This is a genomic window from Kosakonia sp. MH5 (assembly GCF_009935945.1).
GTDB classification, from domain to species: domain Bacteria; phylum Pseudomonadota; class Gammaproteobacteria; order Enterobacterales; family Enterobacteriaceae; genus Kosakonia; species Kosakonia radicincitans.
Window position 1 is genome coordinate 1 of sequence record NZ_QODH01000032.1, and the last position, 1496, is coordinate 1496.

A 1496-nucleotide genomic window follows, 5' to 3' on the forward strand; every position below is an offset into this window, starting at 1 on the left:
GCTTCACGCCCTGAGACATTCGACAAGCTTTTTATGGCTTCAGTAAGGGCGAGTTTCGCGCTTTGAGAGCCAGCAAATACTTTGCTTCGTCGTAACAGGTTCTGTGCTTCCAGCAGCTATAAATTATACGGATCCATTTAAACGACAGTGCCCGGATCGCAGACTGGTGAGATTTACCCTTCTCTCTGAGGCTCTGATAATACAGTTTGGCCCAGTATGATGAGTTAACCGTCTTGGCAGCCCATTCAACAAAGGTCTGCCTGACGAACTTAGCGCATTGCCATCGCCAGTGGACCCAGGACTTCTGGCCACTTCGTTCTGTTACCGGTGCTATACCTGCGTAGTTTTGAATTTCTTCTGCGCTATTAAAACGGTCTCGGTTATCGCCAAGAGCAGCGAGCATACGCGGGCCCATACATGGCCCCATGCCCGGAAGTGATTTAAACAGACCTGCATCTGGCAAGGTATTAAACAGCGTTTCGATTCGCTCGTCGTAAGTTTTGATGATTTCACTCACCACTTTAATTTGTGTCGCCAGTGCTGTTGCCATCAAAGCATTAGCCTCGATAACACTCGGGTCTGTTGTCAACGGGATCGCATCATCGATACTCGCAACACGCTGCCCGGTAAGGGCTGTTGCACGGCCACCTTTGGCATTAAGAAAGTTGCGAACAGTGTCGCGCCTGGCACGCTTCAGTTGTTGCAGACTTGGCCATCTTATAATCAGTTCACACAGTAGTAAGCTACCCCGATGTGAGAACCATTCCAGAAGTTGAGGGTAATATTGTTTGAGAGTGTTGATTAACCTGTTCACAAAGCGACGTTTGTCTTCAATGAGTTGCCGACGCTGTTCAACCAGCTGTTGAAGTAATCGAATATCCGCATTGTCGGGCTCAATGGCTCTGATTTTTTTGGGATAACGCAGCATTAGTTCCAGCGCCAGCTCTGCATCTTGTGGGTCGTCTTTTGCCCCACTGGGCCAGAAGGTTTGCCTGTAGCGAGCAAGTGATAACGCATGAACAGGAAAAACAGTGATAAACGGGTATTTTTGTAGCGCGAAAACCACTGGGCCTTTTTTAAGTTCAATAGCGACTGCGATCCTGCCTTTCACTTTTTTGTGCAACGCTTCCAGCCAGGTATCAAGTGCTTCTGGCGTATGTTCAATGACATGGAACACTCGTTCACCATTGTTAAACTGAACGCAGACATCGTGCTTTTTATCTGCCCAATCGAGGCCAATATGAGCAGCAAACTGATTTATCGCAGTCATCACCAACTCCTTTTTATCGGGGATTGGTATGCATTCCACGTTCTTCGAAAGAAATATAGTCAGCAGTTTGTCTGCATGCCCTGAGTATTCGTTAACGAACGTGGAGCACTTACTGGCTCGAAAGAAAAGCGGTGATCATCGCATGATTCTCGCTCAATATTCGTAACCAGCAAGCGCATACCCTGAATCACCTAATAGCGTAATTTTCAGGGTATGAAAGTCTATA

1 protein-coding gene is annotated in these 1496 nt (G+C 47.3%); it reads right to left on the reverse strand.

Features of this window, described 5'->3' with window-relative positions; all coding sequences use genetic code 11:
• Window positions 1-31: 31 nt before the first annotated feature.
• Window positions 32-1270: an IS110 family transposase gene (locus DK872_RS27165; protein ID WP_161519128.1), complete on the reverse strand. Its 1239-nt coding sequence runs from the start codon at window positions 1268-1270 to the stop codon at window positions 32-34.
• Window positions 1271-1496: the final 226 nt, after the last annotated feature.